We start from the raw sequence: 18,929 nt of genomic DNA, 5'->3' as shown, positions 1-18,929 counted from the left end.
GGGATCAGTTAAGGGCGGCGCTGGTAGTCATGGCAACGGTTTTCGCGTTAACCGGCATCCCCGGCATGAACACTTTTTGTAAGCCCTCGACGATGACTTTATCGCCAGGGTTCAGCCCCTGCCGCACGATGCGTAAACCGTCTGCCAGACGTCCCGGCGTGATGTCGCGACGCTGTGCTTTCCCCTCTTTATCCACGATATACACGTATTTGCGATCCTGATCGGTCAGCACCGCTTTGTCGTCGATCAGCGTGGCTTTGAATTCCGCGCTGCCCGGCAGGCGTACGCGGGCAAAGAGCCCTGGCGTGAACTGACGCTGCGCGTTATCCAGCAGCGCGCGCATACGGATGGTGCCGGTACTCGGCGTTAACTGATTATCAAGGAAGTCCACTTTGCCCTGATGGGGATAACCCTCCTCGCCCGTCAGACCAATCTCCACCGGAAGCGCCATGTGATTGCTGGACGCCCCCTGCCCGCTGCGGGCCAGATTTTGGTAGTGAAGATAGGTCGACTCATCCACGTCAAAGTAAACGTAAACCGTTTTCTGCGAGACCAGCGTGGTGAGGACGCTGGCGGTGTCCCCCGCCGTCACCAGATTACCGCTGGTGATCAGCGCCCGGCTGGCGCGGCCATCAATAGGCGCGGTGACTTTGGTGAAATCCAGGTTAAGTTGTGCGGCGTCAACCGCCGCCTGCGCGGCGCGAATGTCGGCCTGTGCCTGGGTGGCAGCTGAACGACGCTGCTCCCATTCTTCACGGGAGACTACGTTGGTATTGACCAGTTTATCGGTACGGTTGGCCTCGCTTTGTGCCAGGCTGGCCTGCGTTTTGGCTCTCGCCAGGTTCGCCTGTGCCTGCTCCAGCGCCGCACGATAGGTTCGGTCATCAATGGTGAACAATACCTCGCCCTTTTTCACCTCCTGGCCATCGGTGTAATTCACTTTATCAATGTAACCGGAGACGCGCGGACGTAACTGAACGCTCTCCACTGCCTCAATCCGACCGTTAAAGCTATCCCACTGGCTTATGGATTTCACAACCACGTCAGCAACGCTGACGGCGGGCGCAGGTGGCGCAGCGTTTTGCGCGACACTGTTATCGCATCCGACGAGCAGCACGGAGAGCAACATGACCCCCAGCGCGCTCAGATGAAAGTTACCCCAGGTTTTTTGCAGGCTCATTATTTTTATTCCGATAATTGTAGCCGCCGGACAAGACGCCGCAGGAGATGCCGCGCCACTTCCTTTGTCCGGTAGCTGGCTTAAGGCCATTTGTGCCGTTCATCGCCACAAAACTGTAACAGTAATGAATACACTATTCGCGGCGATTGTAGGAATGCGCTTAACTAAGTGCAAGAATAATTGTTGCACTTTATGTGCTATTTGAGTCGAAGGGAAAAGAGCCGTTTCGCTCAAGGATTTAAATGCAACAATAAAACTTGCAATTAACGTAAAAACCAGCCAACCTTTAAATGCAACAGACAAAGATACTTTTAGGCGAGCGGTATGAGGATAACCAGATGAACACTGGCGCATTTATGCATGATTTACTCGACTGGATCGACAACAACCTTGATAGCCGTCTGGACATTGAGTCCGTCGCCAGGCGATCCGGTTACTCAAAATGGCACCTCCAGCGGCTCTTCAAAGAGCATACTGGCTCCCCTCTCGCCGAGTATATTCGCGCGCAAAAGCTGCAAAAATCGGTCGAACGGCTGGCTCAAAGTGATGAACCGATTCTGAATGTGGCGATCGCGCTGGGCTTTGACTCACAGCAGTCCTTCAACCGCAGCTTTAAGCGTCAGTATGGTCAGGCGCCTGGCGCATGGCGGCGGAGTCTGGGTGGCCCGGAAACGCAGCAGCTACGCTAGCAATGAAATTGTCACGGATGACATCCTCCCTGCTTGCGTCCCAGGCGATGCCCACCTCCCAGCTTATTGACTCCCCCGTTAGCGGAATAATCACCAGTTCCGGCGGCGCGATATGGGTCACGCTGGTGGGCAGAATGGCCACACCGATCCCCGCAATCACCATTGCGACGATAGTTTGTATATCGTCAGTCAGTTGCGTCGATGAGATGAAAAGACCGTTGTCATGCAGGAAGCGGTCAATCTGTGCGTTTAAACCCCGTCCTCGCTCATCATAAAGCCGCAACAGAGGGCGTTTCGCGAGCCACTCAGCCACAGACATTGTCGGCGACGCGGCGGGCGCAACCAGAACCAGCCGATCGGTAAATAACGGCAGGTATTCAAGCGCCACGGGGGGCGGAACCCTGACAAACCCCACCTGTAGCTCATCATTTTGCAATTGCTCGTACTGCTGGAAGGAAGGCAGATCCGTCAAGGACATCTCGACTCCCGGGAAGTCGCGACGAAAGTCTGCAATACAGCGTGGTGCCAGATAAAAGCTTGAGAGACCGAACCCGACGGCAATATGCCCTTCAACCCCTTTTGAGACCCGCTCAGCATGCTGCATAAATAACTGGGTTTGCCTGACCACTTTTTCAGCCTCTGGCAGTAAACGTTTGCCGTTGGCCGTCAGTACTGCGCCGTGACGACCTCGTGAAAAAAGAGACATATTCACCTGAGATTCGAGGAGATTAATCTGTTTGGTCAATGCCGGTTGTGAGATAAACAGCGCCCGCGCCGCATCGGCATAGTTCCCTTTTTCAGCCAGTACCACAAAGGCTTTAAGCAACCGGATGTTCAATTTTGCATTCCAGATGGTTATTAAAATCAGAAATGATTTGATTATACAGTTATTGGAAAGCGTTATGTAATTCAGTTTCGATGACAACTGGAGACACATCATGAACGAACATCAATCCTTAAAGGCGGCAACCGTACAGTTTCAGCATCAGGCCAGTAATAAAAAATACAACCTGCTGATAATGTAGAAATTTATTGAGCAAGCGGCGCTTGAGCAGGTGAAAATTCTCACCTTCCCTGAAATGTGTATCACCGGCTACTGGCATGTCCCCAAACTCACCTCAGCGGAGGTATCAGCTCTGGCAGAGCCGATTGCTGAAAGCCCTTCCCTGATGTTAATTCGCTCTCTGGCGATTAAACATCAAATGCTTATTGGCGCAGGTCTTATTGAAAGAGCCGACGATGGCCGTCTTTACAATGCATATGTTGCCTGTATGCCGGACGGCTCAATGCATACGCACCGTAAACTCCATGCGTTTGAACATCCGGCCATCAGCAGCGGGGACAGCTTTACCGTTTTTGATACGCCCTGGGGAGTGAAAGTCGGCATCCTGATTTGCTGGGACAATAATCTGGTCGAAAACGTGCGCGCGACGGCGTTGCTGGGTGCCGATATTCTTCTCGCGCCGCATCAAACGGGCGGTACCGATTCCCGCAGTCCTCATGGCATGAAGCCGATTCCGCTGGCGCTCTGGGAGGCGCGGGAAACGCGCAAGGAGGAAATTACGGCCGCATTCAAAGGGGCAAGCGGTCGGGAATGGCTCATGCGCTGGCTGCCTGCCCGTGCACATGACAACGGATTATTTGTTCTCTTCAGCAACGGTGTGGGTGCAGATGATGACGAAGTGCGCACAGGAAATGCCATGATCCTCGACCCCTATGGCAGGATTGTGAATGAAACCTGGGCGGCTGAAAATATGATGGTGAGCGCTGAACTGGATTTAAGCCTGCTTGCTATGAGCACCGGACGCCGCTGGATCCACGGTCGCCGCCCCGATTTATACCAGATATTGACCCAGCCGCAGGGCTATGAACGTGATGCGATCAGCGCACGATTTTCGAATGAGCCCCCTGCCCGCTAGAAATGTCAGCATTTTTTAGCTGCAACATAAACCCGGAGCTGTTATGCTGTATATAATTACAGTATGAGGTGCGCATAATGGCTGTTGAAACAAAATATGTTGTCGTAAGAAAAGGTGAAGAGAAAATGACATTTGCCAGTAAGAAAGAAGCTGACGCTCACGACAAGCTGCTTGATATGGCAGACGCGTTCACCGACTGGCTGTTGCAAAGCGGAATGCAGATGGATGAAACACAGGCTGAAGATCTTGGTCTGTATCTCGCCGAGCAGAAAGAGGCCGTGCAGCATATTCTGCGTACCAGCAAGCTTCCCGATCTCAATGCCGCCGTTGTTGCAGATAAAACAGAAGCCGATGCGGTTGATGATAAAAAAATCAGAGCGGTGAAAGCGGCCTGATTACGAGAATAATCATTACCTGTTCCGAAGCCGTAAGGAGATAACTGCTTGCGGCTTTTTTAGCTGTTTGTAGGGTTCCCTGTTAATCTTTCAGCAGGCTTATTTCTTCGAACAGCCATTGCTTCAGCGTTCGTATTTTAAACGAATCCTTATTATCCAAACGGTAAACTAAATCGTATCCCCGCTCTGCTTTAAGTTTGTATTGCGGAAACGGAACAACAAGCCTTCCGGTAGCGACATCATCTGCAATCAGCACACTCCGTCCCAGAGCCACGCCTTCGCCACGTATAGCGGCTTCGGTAGCCATGCTGCCAAGCGTCCATAAGGTCCCCTGATGGCCGCTGAAATGGTTTTCTCCGGCCATTTCAAACCATGCCTCCCAGTTCGCCAGCATTCTGTACTCATGAAGAAGCACGCAGTTTGAAAGATCCTTAATTTCTTTCAGACCGTTATGTTCCTTAATAAAGTCGGGGCTACAGACAGGGGTGACTGTTTCACTCAAGATTCGCTCAGAACAGACGTCGCGATAATTACCACGGCCATAACGAATTGCTGCATCGACCTGACCATCGTTAAGATCCACGTTAATGTCAGTAACATCCAGCTGAATATCGAGTTCAGGATGCCGCTGCCTGAAACGGCTGAGACGTGGGGCCAACCACTTACTGGCGAATGAAACCGTTGTACTGATACGCAAACTTTTTGCTGGGCTCCTTTCGCGTAAACGCTCGGACTCTCTCACTAAATCACCCAGAAGGCGGGTAACCGAAGGGTGGAATTCAGCCCCCTCCTCCGTCAGGATTATCTGTCGCGTCAGTCTGTGAAATAGCTTTATCCCCAGATGATCTTCAAGCTTCCGGATTTGCCGGCTTATCGCGCCGTGCGTGACGTGCAACTCCGCTGCCGCCAGCGTCATGCTGGAGAGCCGGGCAGTGGCTTCAAAAGCCCGAAGCGTTTGCAAGGGTGGGAGGCGATCGAACATCATACGCGTGATAATAATTCACGCATGGTGTGAGAACAAATGATTTGTCAGGCCCTCGTCCCAAAATCAAAATCGAAACAAATAACCATTTTATTTTCATCATGTTATCGGAGGGATAATGGAAAGTTTGTTCGTGTACGGGACGCTCGGTCCAGGCAGACCTAATGCGCATATTCTTGAGAATATCGGTGGGTCGTGGCAGGAAGGACACGTGGGTGGGTCTCTGTTAAATAAAGGCTGGGGTGCAGAGATGGGGTATCCGGGGATCGTGCTGGATGACTCGGGTAATCGTGTTCAGGGGTTTATTTTCACTTCAGCGAATTTGCGTAATCACTGGGATGTACTCGATCGGTTTGAAGGTGCTGAGTATGAGCGTGTACCGGTAGACGTCACGACGACTGCCGGTCAGACAATACATTCATGGGTGTACCGGCTTAAGCCATTCGCTCATTTTACGCAACACTGCATTTACTGAATGCCCGTTTTTAACGAGGTTCGAACGCATTATGATGGCGCTATTCCGTTATGAAGGAGGCAACATGCGTTTTGAGAGACTGCAGTATTTATTTGATCCACTTTGCGGCTGGTGCTACGCCAGCGCGCCGGCGCTGGGTTACCTTGCTCAGCACCACGCTGATAAACTTGCGCTAATGCCCAGCGGGCTGTTCAGCGATGAGGGAGCCCGGGACATCACCGCGGAATGGGCGGAGTACGCCTGGTCCAACGATCGGCGCATCGCTTCACTCACCGGGCAGCCTTTCAGCGAGCGCTATCATCAGCTTCTGCTGAGCGGTACGCGGTTTGATTCGACGTTTATGAATCGTGCTCTGACCATGGTTCGTGACATCAACCCGTCGGCCGAGACACATCTTCTTCATACGCTACAGCATGCCCGCTATGTTGAGGGGCGAGACACCTCAAGACCTGACGTGGTGGGTGATATCATTGAGGACTGGGCCGGGAAAAACAACCTCGCGTTAAAGCATGAACGGGTCGCTCTGGCGCTTGAAACCGATAACGCGCTGCGGCATATCACGGACGAGAGGATCGCGAAAGTGAATCGTCTTATGAATCAGCGAGGTATCCGGGGAGTGCCTTTGCTGCTGGCAACGGTTAATGGCACAGAGCATATGATTAGTGGACATGCTCTTTACGGTGGCGCAGAGAAATTACGCGCTACGCTATTAGCGCTTGGCTGAATGGGTTTGCCAGCACGCTTAGTGGCGAGAAAGGATGCAAAAACAGGCTGTTACTGCACAAGCTGTCAGAACTAATCCCAGCTGCTGCACGATACCGGCAAGTCCCAGCATCATTCCCAACAGCATATAGTAGACTAATCCAAACAGCGCTCCGGCTGCTCCGGCCTGTTCACGATACTGGCTCAGGGCCTGGCTCAACACGTTTGGAATCGCGATTCCATAGGCAACCACAATCCCGGCCATCGGCAAAAGGATCCATACGGATTGCTGTAAAACCCATGCTGCAATACCCGATAACAGGGCCAGCAGGCACGCATTCTTCACCAGCTGTTCTGGTGACAAACCGACAGACAACAGTTTCCGGTTCCAGAGGCTGCCCGACAGAGAAGCAAAAGCCAGTAAAATTCCCGTCCATCCGAAAGCCCTGGGACTCCAGCCCAGTTGCCCAAAAAGAAACGGCGCAAGGCTGTAGTAACTGAAAATCATCGTATTGAGCAGCGCAACAAGCGCTGCATTTTTCCACAGCCTTGCATCACCCGCCATTCGGTAAACCAGCCCGCCAAGACGGGCACTGGAAGTATTTTCCGACCGCGTTTCTGGCAGCAAGAATGCGGTCAGTGTCAGCAGAACCAGCGCCAGTGAGGCCAGCGCAACAAATACGCCGGTATGTCCGTACAGGCTAACCAGCCAGCCTCCACTCACCAGACCGAAAACCGGGCTGATTGCCAACGCCGCACCCATAACAGAAAAGACGCGAGCTAAGGCCGTCGATTCGTAACTATCACGCAGCATGGTCTGAACGACAACGGATCCGGCTGCTGCCCCCATGGCCGCGACCATGCGAGCCATGAGCAAAACACTAAAGCCTGGAGCGACAAGCGCCAGTGTGGAACCGGTCCCGTAGCACAGTAGTCCGGCCATCATCGCCGGTCGCCGACCGATATGGTCGCTTAACCAGCCCCAGAGCGCAACGCCGACGGCAAACGCGACAAAATAGACAGAAAGAGTCTGCGCGGCACGTTCACTGCCTACCTGAAAAGCACGGGCAATGTCAGGCAATGCGGGGCTGTAAATGGTTTCGACCAGTTGAGGAAACATAATCAGTAATGTCAGAAGCCACAACGGTGGCTGTTTATCGGTGTTCATAACAACAATCCTCAGATAAGCAGAATATGCAGGTATCATTGCGGAAGTTGCCATGTCGAATTACCATTATTACGACTACATATATTTAAAATCGGACATTCAATGAAGATAAACCCTCAAGATTCTTTCGATCCGGATCTGTTCGACGATCTGGTTATCGGAATTGCATCCGATATGGGGGTACATGATTCAGGGATGCACAGCCACCTTCGTCATCAGTTACTTTTTTCGGCGGCGGGAAGTATCACAATTGAGCTGGATAATACCCTTTGCCTGCTTCCACCCAGGCGTGCGGCATGGATACCGGCCGGCACGGCTCATCGCGCCATAATGAAGGGTACGATGGCCTACCGTTCTCTGTACTTTTCTAGCACTTTACCGTTATCAGCATTACCTCTACAGGTTGTTGAAGTTAATCCCCTGTTCTTTGAGGTGATCGAGCGGATGGCATTCTGGCCATGGGGAATGCCCACAGAACAACAAAGCAGTCTAATCAATGTTTTTTGTGAGGAAATTAAAAATGCCCATCGCGAAAACTGGACGTTACGGTTTCCCTCAGATATTCGCCTGAATACCTGGCTGAACACGATCCGTAAGGGCGAATTACCCCCTCGGCTTGGACAATTAGTCCAGAAGGTAGGGGCATGTGAACGCACGATAAGCCGTATATTTATCCGGGAAACGGGAATGAGTTATCAGAGCTGGAGGCAACAGTGGAGGCTGCTGAAAGCGATGGAAATGTTGTGCGAGGGTATGCCGCTAAGTCAGGTTGCACAGCAGCTAGATTTTGTCAGTGACAGTGCCTTTATTGTCTTCTTCCGCCAATATACGGGAACAACGCCGACCCGCTACCTCCGGCATTTAATTGCTGAACATCAGGACGTAACGTCGGTTTAACAGCCAGTCTTCGCTCACAGCTGACTTGCTTCTTAGTTAGCTCGCCCGCTTTGTGCCAGGAGAGGAAGTTGGAGTGCCAGAGATTATATAAAAGCTAATGGTTCGTTTTACTGGGATACTTACACTTCTGCCATGGAACGTGCAAGGTGTTGCCATCTTCAGACGTAAAATTTCCTGCCTTATCATCCGTCCTGAAACACCGGGTGACTTTACCGTCAATTGACCTGCTCCCCGTTGATTAGTACACCCCGATGTTAGTAATGTCTTCATAAGCCACATGAGGACATCCCCATGAAGAAGCGTTTTTCCGACGAACAGATCATCAGTATTCTCCGCGAAGCCGAAGCTGGGGTACCCGCCCGTGAACTCTGCCGCAAGCATGCCATTTCCGATGCCACGTTTTACACCTGGCGTAAGAAGTATGGCGGTATGGCGGTGCCTGAAGTTAAGCGCCTGAAGTCGCTTGAGGAAGAGAACGCCAGACTCAAGAAGCTGCTTGCCGAAGCCATGCTGGATAAAGAGGCGCTTCAGGTGGCTCTTGGGCGAAAGTACTGACGACAGACCAGAAGCGGGAAGCCGTGATGTTGATGTGTGATGCGACCGGTCTGTCGCAACGTCGTGCCTGCAGGCTTACAGGTTTATCCCTGTCGACCTGCCGCTATGAGGCTCACCGTCCGGCTGCTGATGCGCATTTATCAGGGCGCATCACTGAGCTGGCACTGGAGCGCAGGCGTTTTGGCTACCGTCGTATTTGGCAGTTGCTGCGCCGTGAAGGGCTTCATGTTAATCATAAGCGCGTGTACCGGCTTTATCACCTCAGTGGCCTGGGCGTAAAACGCAGAAGACGTCGTAAAGGGCTGGCAACAGAACGTCTGCCGCTGCTCCGTCCGGCGGCGCCCAATCTGACCTGGTCGATGGATTTCGTCATGGACGCACTTTCCACCGGTCGCAGGATCAAGTGTCTTACCTGCGTCGATGATTTCACAAAGGAATGCCTGACGGTCACTGTTGCCTTTGGGATTTCAGGCGTTCAGGTCACGCGTATTCTGGACAGCATTGCACTGTTTCGAGGCTATCCGGCGACGATAAGAACTGACCAGGGGCCGGAGTTCACTTGCCGTGCACTGGATCAATGGGCCTTTGAGCATGGTGTTGAGTTGCGCTTAATCCAGCCGGGCAAGCCAACGCAGAACGGATTTATTGAGAGCTTTAACGGACGATTTCGCGATGAATGTTTGAATGAGCACTGGTTCAGCGATATCGTTCATGCCAGGAAAATTATTAATGACTGGCGGCAGGATTATAACGAATGCCGCCCGCACTCCACGCTGAATTATCAGACACCGTCTGAATTTGCAGCGGGCTGGAGAAAGGGTCATTCTGAGAATGAAGATTCCGACGTTACTAACTGAGTGTTGTATCTAATCGTGGGGGCAGGTCACAATCTTGCAATTCTCCCGTTCCCGTAACAGCGTCGTTTGTGACGCACAGAAGAAGCGCTATGACTTATCTTCAGGCGGACGGTTCCGCGTAGCGCCTTCAGAAACTGATAGCCCCTGCTCCATACGGTTAATGGGACTGAAATACGCGCTAGTGCAGGAGACGGAAGGCAAACTAGGCCTGGTGAACCTACTCTGTGTCAGACATTGCCTGCGCAACTCTGAATAGCAAAAGATTAATCAGGAGGGAGGGTGGAGACTTCGTAGGTCAGGGCCGCACTATACTGCGGCCCCCACCGTTAACCATTCTTATCAATATCATCAATTGTACGGTTGTTGTCATTGTAAGTCTTCATTAAGCGACCATCACCGTTTTTCAGGTCCTGTCCTGCCTGTTCTGCAATGGTGTTGTTCACTGTTTTAGCACCATTAACCCAGGCTTTCTTATTCTCTGCAAAATTTGCGCGGAGATCACTTTCGGGTTTCTTTAACGGTTTCTTTGCCATGCTGTATGCCCTCTAAATAATTGATGATTTCTTGAACGGTTATAGCAGCGTTCCCAGTTAGAGAGATGGTCTTGAGCTCCCATCCTTCTTTTACAGAAAACTCTTTCATCGGACCTAAGGTATAAACTACTTTTTCTTGAGAAAAGTACAAGACATTAGATTTTTTATTTGTTTGCCAGTCGGAGGGAGGAGAAAGGCGAAACTTTATTTTCCTCTGACCTAGCAATGACTTGATTCTTAAGAATAAGTTTCGTTTATTGACCGAACCTGTAGCGCTTTTGAACTTCTTCTCAAGACTTTCGATGTACTCATCCGAGGACATTTCATCTATCGGGGTTTCTTTTACGTCAGCTGAAAAGGTTAAGACATTAGACACTTTGCGCCCCCTTAAATTTCAAGAATCATTTCCAGTCAAGAGTAACTGAACCTGTTGCGATCATTCAAGAAAAAGAAGCATTGCGGTGGCCTGCGCCCGCCCGATGGGCGAACATTGGCAAATTATGAGCCGGCGTCACTGTGTGAAATCTGAGAAAACGTCAGAGATAAAAACCCCGACAGAATGCCCGCAGCGCGGTCAGAGGAGACAGAGCGTTTATGTCACTACCTGTCTTAAACGGTCAGCCCCCCCTCAGCCCGACTGCGGCCACACGCCGAGCTGCCCCGCTAACTGCTTGCGCCTGAGGTTACCGGCCTGCGTCACCGCCGTGATGTCGGCCTGAACGCGGCCATTTTGCACGAGGTGATCCGCACTACCAAGCAGCGTCGATCGGGAATCGGCTGGCCGAAAAATGGCACGTGTCCCGCTTTCCGAAACGGCCGACATTGACGATCTAAGGAGACTTTCGCAAGTTCCAGAGAGGAACTTGAGGCGGACGAAGAAACCTGCAAGCAGCGCGTCCTGCCCGTCAGGATCTGCGACTGGCTGATCCGAGCCACCGATGTGACCGTACGCGCTGACGCGTTACCCCACACGTTCTGTCCGAGATGCAGCAGTGGCTGCTGGATCATTAAAAAATTGAGTTAACACAGTCGGGCTAAGGACTATTCGTAGAGGACTCCAAGAGAGTCATAAATCGTTCATCATTAATGTCCGCTTTTCGCTCATAGCCGCCCTAACGTTACCTAAACCCCGAACTCCCCCCATAAAACCTGGTAGCTATACAAACGCACCAGGCTGTTACGTTAATACGTGTTAATCACTTAAAAAGGAAATGCGCATGACCCCACATCCGCTGCGCCAGATAATCGAATCCTGCGATCGCGCCATCACCACCAAAAACTATGACGCCCTGATGGAGTACTACGCCGAAGATGCGGCTCTGGTGGTCAAGCCAGGCATGACGGTTAAAGGTAAAGAAAACATCCGCAGCGCGTTTATTGCCATCTCAGATTATTTTCAGGATCAGCTGGTTGTCGAACAAGGAGAGATGCAGGTGATAGAAGGTGGCGGCAATGCGCTTGTTATCATGGAAACCATTCTGCGTTTTCCTGATGGCAAGGGTGGAAGAACGGAAATATCACGTCGCGCGACCTATGTTTTTCGACAGGAGAGCGATGGTCGCTGGCTTTGTACCATCGACAATTCCTACGGGACGTCACTCCTGGATACGAGGAACTGATTACTTTTATCACGACGTCAAAGGGGCGCTACCGCCCCTCCATACCAGCAACCTTAATGCGCAGTAATGCGCGGCTCCTTCACAAACTCCGCCAGCAGCCACACCATATCGTGCAGCAAGCCCGTTAGCTCTTTCGCTACATTCGCAGGTAGCGTTCCGCCCTTAACCGCTTGTGTCAGCGCCAGAGCATAGTCCACCTGAGTCACGGTATCCTGCCAGCAGTCCGGCACGCAGGAGTTCAGTTTCTCACCCATGATCAGTTGTGCGATCAGGTCTGGCGGAAGATCGACATCGCAGAGTTCCCTTAGCTTCCACAGGGCGTGCAGCAGACGCTCGCAAAGCGTCGTAAACATCGTTGCATCTTCGATTTCGACCAGCACACTCACCAGTGCAGCGCAGTTGTCGGCGACGACAAACAGATCGGCGTCAGCCGGAAGTGGTCGGGAGATAAGTTGCAGAATGACGCTTTCGTCAGATGGGAGGTAAGTCAGGGTTGGGATCGTAGCCATCGTAAGGCATCCTCAGTGTATAAATTTGGGTGAACCACCCGATGAGTTCCTACGCTCGAGGGGGTAGCGCTGACAGAGGTAGGAATACCGCCCACAGAGAAAACGGCCAGCCTTGCGGCTGCTCCGCCAGCGCCACCGCAATTTTAGCGATTGAAACGCTGCCGCGACAAATAAATATCGCTCTGTAGATACGGGTTCCTACGCCCGATTGCGGATGTGCCGCAACGCAGGCACTTTACGACCGCGATCGCCTGAATAAAAGAGATATCCCTGAATTACACAGGGTTACTTTTAGGTTTGCGAGGCGTCTTCCAGAACGGCAACCCTACCGGGAGTGCTACGCTTGCCCGGCCTACATTTTCAGCGTATCAATCACCGCTCTCAGCGCGGGCGACACGTTACGGTGCGGGTAGTAAAGGAACAGACCCTCCATACGCAGGCTGTAGCGCAGCAACACCCGGATAAGCGTTCCGCGTGCAAGATCGTCTGCCACCAGCTCAACCGGCACATACGCCAGACCCAGACCCAGCCGTGCGGCTTCGGCTTCCATATAGCTGTCGGATAACGCCCACTGTCCTTCCGGCCGATGGGTAACGATTTTTTCGTCCTGCACCAGTTCCCAGTGATAAAGACTGCCGTCAGCAAGCTGGTAAGCAATACAGGGGTGAGGCGTCAGATCGGCAGGCGTTTGCGGGAAGCCGTAGCGGCGAAAGTGCTCCGGTGTGCCCACCACCGCCATCTCCATGTCGGGGGTGATGCGTACCGCGATCATTCCCTGCCCCACTTCCGGCCCCAGCCGCACGCCTGCATCGAAGCGCTCGGCGATGATGTCAACGAACCGACTCTCGTTTATTAGCTCCAGCCGGATATCCGGGTAGCGCTGCTTAAACACCGCGAGCTTCGGCAGCAGACATTTGTCGATGGCGTGCTGGCTGGCATTAATGCGCACCGTGCCGGAGGGGGTCTCGCGAAAATGCGCCAGGGTGGCAAGGCCGTTATCAAGCGCATCAAATCCCGACTCCGTGGTGCGATAAAGTTGCTCGCCAGCCTGAGTCAGGGACAGCTTTCGCGTGGTGCGAACCAGCAGCTGAACGCCCAGCCGTTCTTCCAGTTCGCGCACCGAACGGCTGATCCCGGATTGTGCCAGCCCAAGCCGCTGCGCGGCTGCCGTAAAGCTCCCTTCCCGCACCACCTGCATAAACAGGTACAGCTCATTGTAGTTTTCCCGCCTCGCCATCCCGCCCCCATATTTATAACAATATGATATGAATCCTAGCAGAATTCGCCCTCTAATCAGCACTTTTTCTGCTAACTATAATGGCCGCATCACAACAACGCACGGTACCTCTTATGAAAACATTCACCCAAAAACTATCAGTTGCGATGCTGCTCTGCGCATCTTTAAGTGGAGTTACAACAATGAGTTATGCAGATACCATCAACCCAAACGCACCCGTTTCAATGGTGACCACCTGGGACAAAACCTTCGCTGAAAGTGATAAGGTCGACCATCGCAAAGTGTCATTCCAGAACCGCTACGGGATCACCCTGGTGGGCGATTTGTATCTTCCTAAAGATCGTGGAGACCGTAAACTGGCGGCGATTGCCGTCAGCGGGCCGTTTGGCGCCGTTAAGGAGCAATCCAGCGGCCTGTACGCACAGACGCTGGCCGAAAACGGGTTTGTGACGCTGGCGTTCGACCCGTCCTACACTGGCGAAAGCGGCGGCCAGCCACGCAACGTGGCCTCCCCTGACATCAACACCGAAGACTTTAGCGCGGCAGTGGATTTCCTCGGCATTCAAAAAGAGGTGGACCGTAACCGCATCGGTATTCTCGGCATCTGCGGCTGGGGTGGTATGGCACTCAATGCGGCATCTATGGACACCCGTGTGAAAGCGGTCGCCACCAGTGTGATGTATGACATGAGCCGCGCCATGGGTCACGGCGTGGGCGACGGTAAAGACCGTTACACCACGGCAGACCGCCACGCCGTGTTGCAGTATCTGAACGAGCAGCGCTGGAAAGATGCCGAGAGTGGCACCCTCGCCCATGCGGGCCATGACATTTATGTCGATGAACACAGTAAGGTGACCGCCGCCGATCGTATTCTGCCGGAGTCATTACCTGCGAACCCCCATCCGGTTCTGAAAGAGTTCTTCGATTACTACCGGATGCCGCGCGGCTACCATGCGCGTTCCGTCAACTCAACCGGCGCATGGACGGCAACAATGCCTTTATCCTTTATGAATATGCCGCTGCTGAGTTATGCCAAAGAGATCACCATCCCGACGCTTATTGTCACCGGTGAGAAAGCGCACTCCCGCTATTTTGCTGAAGATGCGTATAAAGCCGTGGGCAGCAAACAGAAAGAACTGGTGATTGTCCCGGGTGCAAATCATGTTGATCTCTACGACAACGCTGCCGGAAAAATTCCGTTTGCTCAGTTTGAGCAGTTCTTCAAAACCAGCCTGAAATAACCTGCTACGCCACCCGTTTCTGCGGGTGGCGCTTCGTGAAATCTGACTATGTCCACACTGAACCACACCTCATCATCAAACGCTGAGCGTGCGCACTGGGGCGGTATTTTTGCCATGACCCTGTGCGTGTTCGTCCTGATAGCTTCTGAATTTATGCCCGTCAGCCTGCTCACCCCCATCGCCCGGGATTTGGGTGTGACAGAGGGGCTCACTGGCCAGGGGATTGCCATCTCGGGTGCACTGGCGGTGCTGACCAGCCTGAGCCTTTCTCACCTTGCCGGGAAAATGAATCGCAAATATCTGCTGCTGGGCATGACGATGCTGATGGCGATATCGGGGATCATTATTGCCTGTGCGACCGGCTATCTGGTGTATATGGCAGGCCGCGCGCTCATCGGCATCGCGATTGGTGGATTCTGGTCGATGTCTGCCGCGACGGCTCTCCGTCTTGTGCCGCAACATCAGGTATCCCGCGCCCTGGCTATTTTTAACGGCGGCAACGCGCTGGCGACGGTTATCGCAGCCCCGCTTGGCAGCTATCTCGGCGCGACCATTGGCTGGCGTGGCGCTTTTCTGTGTCTGGTGCCGGTCGCCATCGTCGCCGCTATCTGGCAGTGTTTTAGCCTGCCAGACATGGCAAATCAGCAAAGCCCACGCGGGAGCGTGTTTCGTCTGTTCCGCGAGCGCGTGGTCCGTACAGGGCTGATGGCCTGCGGCCTGTTCTTCATGGGGCAGTTCGCGTTATTTACCTACATACGGCCGTTCCTTGAAAACGTCACCCGCGTCAGTCCTTCCGGCTTATCGCTTATTCTGCTTGCCATCGGTATAGCGGGTTTTGTTGGCACGCTTGTTGTTGTCCGGGTTCTGAGCGCTGCGTTTTACCCGACGTTAATGGCGATCCCGCTTCTGATGGCGGCCATTGCTGGCACGTTAATCCCGGCCGGAAACAGCGTGTGGATAGTGGCGGTGCTGTCAGGCGTTTGGGGAATGCTGGCCACGGCGGCGCCAACAGGCTGGTGGAGCTGGCTTGCCCGTACTCTTCCTGATGACGCCGAGGCAGGCGGCGGGCTGATGGTCGCGGTGATCCAGCTGTGTATTGCGATAGGTTCAACGGTGGGCGGCATGGTGTTCGACCATGCTGGCTGGCAGAGCACGTTTGCACTGAGTGGCCTGTTGCTGCTGGCCTCGGCTGCACTGACATTTTTCACATCACGGCAAAAATAACCTGAATTTGCGTAGCGACTTCCAGAACGGCAACCCTACCGGGAGTGCTACGCTTGCCCGGCCTGCGTATTCCCCACCAAATTTTGCCCCATCCTTCCCCTCTAACTGTTGTATTGTTTCCAGACATAACCCCTAAAGGACACCTGCACCATGCTCAAGATCCTCGGCAAAACAACCTCGATAAACGTTCGCAAAGTACTCTGGACCTGTGAAGAAGCCGGGCTGAATTATCGCCAGGAAGATTACGGGATCGGTTTTATCTCAACGGAAACGGAAGAATTTCGCGCCCTGAACCCGAACGCAATGGTACCGGTGCTGATTGATGAGGAGTTTGTGCTGTGGGAATCTAACTCCATTTGCCGGTATCTGGCGCGCAAAGCCGGACGCGACGATCTGCTCCCTTCTGAGCCAAAAGCCTGCGCGAATGTCGAACACTGGATGGACTGGCAAGCCACAGAATTCAACAATGCCTGGCGTTACGTCTTCCCGGCGCTGGCGCGCAAGAACCCGGACTATAACGATCCAGACCGCATTGCCGCAGGCATTAAAGAGTGGAACCACTGTATTGCTATCCTTGAACAGCAGCTCCAGCGCACAGGGGCGTGGGCAGCGGGCGAAAACTTTACTCTTGCGGACATCGTGCTGGGATTGTCGGTCAACCGCTGGAAAATGACGCCGTTCGAGCACCCAGCCGTCCCGGCTATTGATGCCTGGTTTGCGCGCCTTAACCAGCGTCCAGCATTTTTACGTCGCGGGAATAACGGGATGGTGTAAGTCTTATCCGCCGTCCTCTGATTGCCGCATATCAGTCCGGGGACGGCCCCCGCTCCAGAAATGTCTGTTTTGTGACGATGGCTCCGATGAATGGGGGTTAATATGTGACAGTGTCACACATCATTTGTATCTTTAGGACTATTCTGCCTCTGGCTTAGCCAGCCCTTACCCTGTCAGGCCTGACACAAGGTTTACTCATTAATCATAGGGTTACTGATTCCCCCCCTTCGCTGGAACCCTTCCCAAACGCTTGCTATAGGTGAAATACCCCTGCCGAAACATGGCATAACAACAGGCAACCGGTGGTTGCTATAACGCATGCGTACAGGGAGACACACCGCAATGCACCCATTACTTAAACGTTCGCTGCTGTTTGTCGGCGCCATTATCGTGGTCCTCGCCCTCCTCGTCTGGGGGATCGGCCTGGAGACGATTAAGGCGCGCCAGGTTGACCTGGTTTATCTCGGGCAACAGCACATGATTCTGGTTTTCTCATCCATGTTTTTTGCCCTGCTGGTGGGTATTCCGGCCGGTATTCTGCTGAGCCGCCCGGCCGCGCGCGGTATCGCCGAATACGTGATGCAAATCTTCAACGTCGGCAACACGCTGCCGCCGCTGGCCGTGCTGGCGCTGGCGATGGTGGTGATTGGCATCGGCGATACGCCCGCCATCATCGCCCTGTTCCTCGCCTCTCTGCTGCCGATTGTGCGCAATACCTATGCCGGGCTGTGCGCGGTTCCGCCGTCGTTGCTGGAAGCGGCAAACGGCATCGGGATGACCAAATGGCAGCGGCTGCGTCAGGTTGAGTTACCCACCGCCTGGCCGGTCATGCTTTCGGGGATCCGCATCGCCACCGCCATTAACGTCGGTACCGCGCCGCTGGCGTTCCTGATTGGCGCCAGCAGCTACGGCGAGCTGATTTTCCCCGGCATTTACCTGAACGATTTCCCGACCCTGATCCTCGGCGCGGCGGCCACCGCCCTGTTCGCCCTGATCCTCGATACCCTGCTGGCGGCGCTGGGTCGCGCGATGAGCCCCCATCTCGCTCGATAACAATAATAAGGAGCTTTTATGAGACTGTTTTCCGGCCTGACGGCGCTGTGTGCCGCGGCGCTGTTCACCAGCCAGGCGATGGCGGCCCCGCTGATTCTGGCGACCAAGAGCTTTACCGAGCAGCACATTCTCTCGGCGATGACCGTGCAGTATCTGCAAAAGAAAGGATTCCAGGTTCAGCCGCAAACCAATATCGCCACGGTAATTTCCCGTAACGCCATGATCAACAAGCAGATTGATATGACGTGGGAGTACACCGGCACGTCGCTGATCATCTTCAACCACATCAACAAGCGCATGTCTCCAGAGGAGTCCTGGGAGACGGTGAAGCGCCTGGACGCGAAGCACGGTCTGGTCTGGCTCAAGCCCGCCGACATGAACAACACCTACGCTTTCGCCATGCAGCGCAAGCGCGCCGAGGCGGAACACATCAACACCATGTCGGAAATGGTGGCGAAGATTGAGCAGATCCGTAAAACCAACCCGGACAAGAACTGGCTGCTGGGCTTAGACCTGGAATTTGCCGGACGCAGCGACGGCATGAAGCCGCTTCAGGCCGCCTATAAAATGGACCTGGACCGCCCGCAAATTCGCCAGATGGACCCCGGTCTGGTCTATAACGCGGTGCGCGACGGCTTCGTCGACGCGGGTCTGATTTACACCACTGACGGGCGCGTGAAGGGCTTCGACCTCAAGGTGCTGGAAGATGATAAAGGCTTCTTCCCGAGCTATGCGGTCACCCCGGTGGTACGCAAGGACACGCTGGAGGCCAACCCGGGGCTGGAAGAGGCGCTCAACACCCTCTCGGCACAGCTCAACAACGACGTTATCACCGAACTGAACAAGAAGGTGGATATCGACCATCAGTCACCGCAGCAGGTCGCCCGTGATTTCCTGCGTAGCAAACAGCTGCTGTAGGA

The 18,929-nt window shown here is 53.7% G+C and carries 20 protein-coding genes and 1 pseudogene; 13 read left to right on the top strand and 8 right to left on the bottom strand.

The window, feature by feature from the left end; translation table 11 throughout:
* Positions 1-4: 4 nt before the first annotated feature.
* Complete coding sequence (locus tag LCD46_10170; GenBank protein ID UOY72645.1) at positions 5-1,180, bottom strand: efflux RND transporter periplasmic adaptor subunit; 1,176 nt, start codon at positions 1,178-1,180, stop codon at positions 5-7.
* A gap of 338 nt (positions 1,181-1,518) precedes the next feature.
* Between LCD46_10170 and LCD46_10165 the strand changes: the two genes are divergently transcribed.
* A complete protein-coding gene (locus tag LCD46_10165) occupies positions 1,519-1,869 on the top strand; it encodes a helix-turn-helix domain-containing protein (GenBank protein UOY72644.1) in 351 nt (116 codons plus the stop codon).
* Here LCD46_10165 and LCD46_10160 read toward each other — a convergent pair.
* On the bottom strand, positions 1,793-2,707 hold the full coding sequence (locus tag LCD46_10160) for a LysR family transcriptional regulator (protein UOY72643.1): 915 nt from the start codon (positions 2,705-2,707) through the stop codon (positions 1,793-1,795). The two genes, LCD46_10165 and LCD46_10160, sit on opposite strands and share 77 nt — an antisense overlap.
* Positions 2,708-2,807: 100 nt before the next feature.
* On the opposite strand from LCD46_10160, the pseudogene LCD46_10155 reads away from it, so the two are divergent.
* Both LCD46_10155 and LCD46_10150 read left to right on the top strand, forming a co-directional pair.
* Positions 2,808-3,788, top strand: a pseudogene (locus LCD46_10155) (nitrilase family protein).
* A 77-nt stretch (positions 3,789-3,865) separates the two neighbouring features.
* Complete coding sequence (locus LCD46_10150) at positions 3,866-4,183, top strand: YebG family protein (GenBank protein ID UOY72642.1); 318 nt, start codon at positions 3,866-3,868, stop codon at positions 4,181-4,183.
* A gap of 82 nt (positions 4,184-4,265) precedes the next feature.
* Here LCD46_10150 and gcvA read toward each other — a convergent pair whose 3' ends face one another.
* A complete protein-coding gene (gene gcvA / locus LCD46_10145) occupies positions 4,266-5,165 on the bottom strand; it encodes a transcriptional regulator GcvA (protein ID UOY72932.1) in 900 nt (299 codons plus the stop codon).
* A 118-nt stretch (positions 5,166-5,283) separates the two neighbouring features.
* Here gcvA and LCD46_10140 point away from each other — a divergent pair, with 118 nt between their 5' ends.
* Entirely contained in the window at positions 5,284-5,640 is a 357-nt protein-coding gene (locus LCD46_10140) for a gamma-glutamylcyclotransferase (protein UOY72641.1), read from the top strand.
* A gap of 64 nt (positions 5,641-5,704) precedes the next feature.
* On the top strand, positions 5,705-6,364 hold the full coding sequence (locus LCD46_10135) for a protein-disulfide isomerase (protein UOY72640.1): 660 nt from the start codon (positions 5,705-5,707) through the stop codon (positions 6,362-6,364).
* A gap of 18 nt (positions 6,365-6,382) precedes the next feature.
* On the opposite strand, the gene LCD46_10130 is transcribed toward LCD46_10135, so the two are convergent.
* Positions 6,383-7,510 (bottom strand): MFS transporter, encoded by a 1,128-nt coding sequence (locus tag LCD46_10130; protein ID UOY72639.1) that lies wholly within the window; start codon positions 7,508-7,510, stop codon positions 6,383-6,385.
* A gap of 102 nt (positions 7,511-7,612) precedes the next feature.
* Here LCD46_10130 and LCD46_10125 point away from each other — a divergent pair, with 102 nt between their 5' ends.
* Both LCD46_10125 and LCD46_10120 read left to right on the top strand, forming a co-directional pair.
* Positions 7,613-8,407 carry a helix-turn-helix transcriptional regulator gene (locus LCD46_10125; protein UOY72638.1) on the top strand — a complete coding sequence of 265 codons (795 nt, stop codon included), beginning with the start codon at positions 7,613-7,615 and terminating at the stop codon, positions 8,405-8,407.
* Between the two features lie 291 nt (positions 8,408-8,698).
* A protein-coding gene (locus LCD46_10120) for an IS3-like element ISSen4 family transposase (GenBank protein ID UOY72637.1) occupies positions 8,699-9,819 on the top strand; the annotation gives its coding sequence in 2 pieces (ribosomal slippage) (positions 8,699-8,957 and positions 8,957-9,819; 1,122 coding nt in all).
* Positions 9,820-10,145: 326 nt separating this feature from the next.
* On the opposite strand, the gene LCD46_10115 is transcribed toward LCD46_10120, so the two are convergent.
* Positions 10,146-10,352 carry a hypothetical protein gene (locus LCD46_10115; GenBank protein UOY72636.1) on the bottom strand — a complete coding sequence of 69 codons (207 nt, stop codon included), beginning with the start codon at positions 10,350-10,352 and terminating at the stop codon, positions 10,146-10,148.
* On the bottom strand, positions 10,318-10,728 hold the full coding sequence (locus LCD46_10110) for a hypothetical protein (protein UOY72635.1): 411 nt from the start codon (positions 10,726-10,728) through the stop codon (positions 10,318-10,320). Before LCD46_10110 ends, LCD46_10115 begins: the two co-directional genes overlap by 35 nt.
* A gap of 841 nt (positions 10,729-11,569) precedes the next feature.
* Here LCD46_10110 and LCD46_10105 point away from each other — a divergent pair.
* Positions 11,570-11,971 carry an SgcJ/EcaC family oxidoreductase gene (locus LCD46_10105; protein UOY72634.1) on the top strand — a complete coding sequence of 134 codons (402 nt, stop codon included), beginning with the start codon at positions 11,570-11,572 and terminating at the stop codon, positions 11,969-11,971.
* A 53-nt stretch (positions 11,972-12,024) separates the two neighbouring features.
* On the opposite strand, the gene LCD46_10100 is transcribed toward LCD46_10105, so the two are convergent.
* Together LCD46_10100 and LCD46_10095 are read right to left on the bottom strand one after the other, a co-directional pair.
* The gene (locus LCD46_10100) at positions 12,025-12,480 is read right to left on the bottom strand and encodes a hypothetical protein (protein UOY72633.1); all 456 of its coding nucleotides are present in this window, start codon (positions 12,478-12,480) and stop codon (positions 12,025-12,027) included.
* A gap of 352 nt (positions 12,481-12,832) precedes the next feature.
* On the bottom strand, positions 12,833-13,717 hold the full coding sequence (locus LCD46_10095; protein UOY72632.1) for a LysR family transcriptional regulator: 885 nt from the start codon (positions 13,715-13,717) through the stop codon (positions 12,833-12,835).
* Positions 13,718-13,830: 113 nt separating this feature from the next.
* Here LCD46_10095 and LCD46_10090 point away from each other — a divergent pair, with 113 nt between their 5' ends.
* The 5 genes from LCD46_10090 to osmX all read left to right on the top strand — a co-directional run bounded on the left by LCD46_10090 (position 13,831) and on the right by osmX (position 18,927).
* Positions 13,831-14,958: an alpha/beta hydrolase gene (locus LCD46_10090; protein ID UOY72631.1), complete on the top strand. Its 1,128-nt coding sequence runs from the start codon at positions 13,831-13,833 to the stop codon at positions 14,956-14,958.
* Between the two features lie 48 nt (positions 14,959-15,006).
* A complete protein-coding gene (locus LCD46_10085; protein ID UOY72630.1) occupies positions 15,007-16,182 on the top strand; it encodes an MFS transporter in 1,176 nt (391 codons plus the stop codon).
* A gap of 150 nt (positions 16,183-16,332) precedes the next feature.
* Positions 16,333-16,956: a glutathione S-transferase gene (locus LCD46_10080; protein UOY72629.1), complete on the top strand. Its 624-nt coding sequence runs from the start codon at positions 16,333-16,335 to the stop codon at positions 16,954-16,956.
* Between the two features lie 342 nt (positions 16,957-17,298).
* Positions 17,299-18,009 carry an osmoprotectant ABC transporter permease OsmY gene (gene osmY, locus LCD46_10075; GenBank protein UOY72628.1) on the top strand — a complete coding sequence of 237 codons (711 nt, stop codon included), beginning with the start codon at positions 17,299-17,301 and terminating at the stop codon, positions 18,007-18,009.
* An 18-nt stretch (positions 18,010-18,027) separates the two neighbouring features.
* Positions 18,028-18,927 (top strand): osmoprotectant ABC transporter substrate-binding protein OsmX, encoded by a 900-nt coding sequence (gene osmX, locus LCD46_10070; GenBank protein UOY72627.1) that lies wholly within the window; start codon positions 18,028-18,030, stop codon positions 18,925-18,927.
* The last annotated feature ends 2 nt before the right edge of the window (positions 18,928-18,929 follow it).

The organism is Enterobacter ludwigii (assembly GCA_023023105.1).
GTDB classification, from domain to species: Bacteria; Pseudomonadota; Gammaproteobacteria; order Enterobacterales; family Enterobacteriaceae; genus Enterobacter; species Enterobacter adelaidei.
The sequence above is the reverse complement of the archived record's forward strand: the minus strand, read 5'-3'. Positions and strand labels throughout refer to the sequence as shown.

Excerpts from the sequence above, each read along its gene's own strand:
- LCD46_10170 (UOY72645.1), bottom strand. The coding sequence starts at position 1,180 with ATGAGCCTGCAAAAAACCTGGGGTAACTTTCATCTGAGCGCGCTGGGG.
- LCD46_10165 (UOY72644.1), top strand. The coding sequence starts at position 1,519 with ATGAACACTGGCGCATTTATGCATGATTTACTCGACTGGATCGACAAC.
- LCD46_10150 (UOY72642.1), top strand. The coding sequence starts at position 3,866 with ATGGCTGTTGAAACAAAATATGTTGTCGTAAGAAAAGGTGAAGAGAAA.
- gcvA (UOY72932.1), bottom strand. The coding sequence starts at position 5,165 with ATGTTCGATCGCCTCCCACCCTTGCAAACGCTTCGGGCTTTTGAAGCC.
- LCD46_10140 (UOY72641.1), top strand. The coding sequence starts at position 5,284 with ATGGAAAGTTTGTTCGTGTACGGGACGCTCGGTCCAGGCAGACCTAAT.
- LCD46_10135 (UOY72640.1), top strand. The coding sequence starts at position 5,705 with ATGCGTTTTGAGAGACTGCAGTATTTATTTGATCCACTTTGCGGCTGG.
- LCD46_10130 (UOY72639.1), bottom strand. The coding sequence starts at position 7,510 with ATGAACACCGATAAACAGCCACCGTTGTGGCTTCTGACATTACTGATT.
- LCD46_10125 (UOY72638.1), top strand. The coding sequence starts at position 7,613 with ATGAAGATAAACCCTCAAGATTCTTTCGATCCGGATCTGTTCGACGAT.
- LCD46_10115 (UOY72636.1), bottom strand. The coding sequence starts at position 10,352 with ATGGCAAAGAAACCGTTAAAGAAACCCGAAAGTGATCTCCGCGCAAAT.
- LCD46_10105 (UOY72634.1), top strand. The coding sequence starts at position 11,570 with ATGACCCCACATCCGCTGCGCCAGATAATCGAATCCTGCGATCGCGCC.
- LCD46_10100 (UOY72633.1), bottom strand. The coding sequence starts at position 12,480 with ATGGCTACGATCCCAACCCTGACTTACCTCCCATCTGACGAAAGCGTC.
- LCD46_10095 (UOY72632.1), bottom strand. The coding sequence starts at position 13,717 with ATGGCGAGGCGGGAAAACTACAATGAGCTGTACCTGTTTATGCAGGTG.
- LCD46_10090 (UOY72631.1), top strand. The coding sequence starts at position 13,831 with ATGAAAACATTCACCCAAAAACTATCAGTTGCGATGCTGCTCTGCGCA.
- LCD46_10085 (UOY72630.1), top strand. The coding sequence starts at position 15,007 with ATGTCCACACTGAACCACACCTCATCATCAAACGCTGAGCGTGCGCAC.
- LCD46_10080 (UOY72629.1), top strand. The coding sequence starts at position 16,333 with ATGCTCAAGATCCTCGGCAAAACAACCTCGATAAACGTTCGCAAAGTA.
- osmY (UOY72628.1), top strand. The coding sequence starts at position 17,299 with ATGCACCCATTACTTAAACGTTCGCTGCTGTTTGTCGGCGCCATTATC.
- osmX (UOY72627.1), top strand. The coding sequence starts at position 18,028 with ATGAGACTGTTTTCCGGCCTGACGGCGCTGTGTGCCGCGGCGCTGTTC.